This is a genomic window from Acuticoccus kandeliae (assembly GCF_003073115.1).
Genome location: NZ_QBBV01000148.1, coordinates 1 through 317, shown reverse-complemented (window position 1 = coordinate 317; position 317 = coordinate 1). Strand labels below are relative to the sequence as shown.

Genomic DNA, 317 nt, shown 5'->3' with positions numbered 1-317 from the left:
GTGCGGCACCACCGCGGGCGTCGCCGTCGAGCTTGGTGAGGACGACACCGGTGAAGCCGACGCCGTCGCGGAACGCCTCGGCCGTGGCCACGGCGTCCTGACCGATCATCGCGTCGACGACGAACAGGACCTCGTCGGGCTGCACCGCGTCCCGGATGTCAGACGCCTGGCGCATCAGCTCCTCGTCGACGCCGAGGCGGCCCGCGGTGTCGACGACGACCACGTCGTACTGCTTGTCCCGGGCGTGCGCGATGCCGTCGCGGGCGACGCCGACCGGGTCGCCGGGGCCCTCGGGGAGCTCACCGGAACAGATCGGA

The 317-nt window shown here is 72.9% G+C and carries 1 pseudogene; it reads right to left on the bottom strand.

What is annotated here, in order from left to right:
* Positions 1-317 (bottom strand): annotated as a pseudogene (locus DBV35_RS29700) (signal recognition particle protein); the annotation flags it as partial.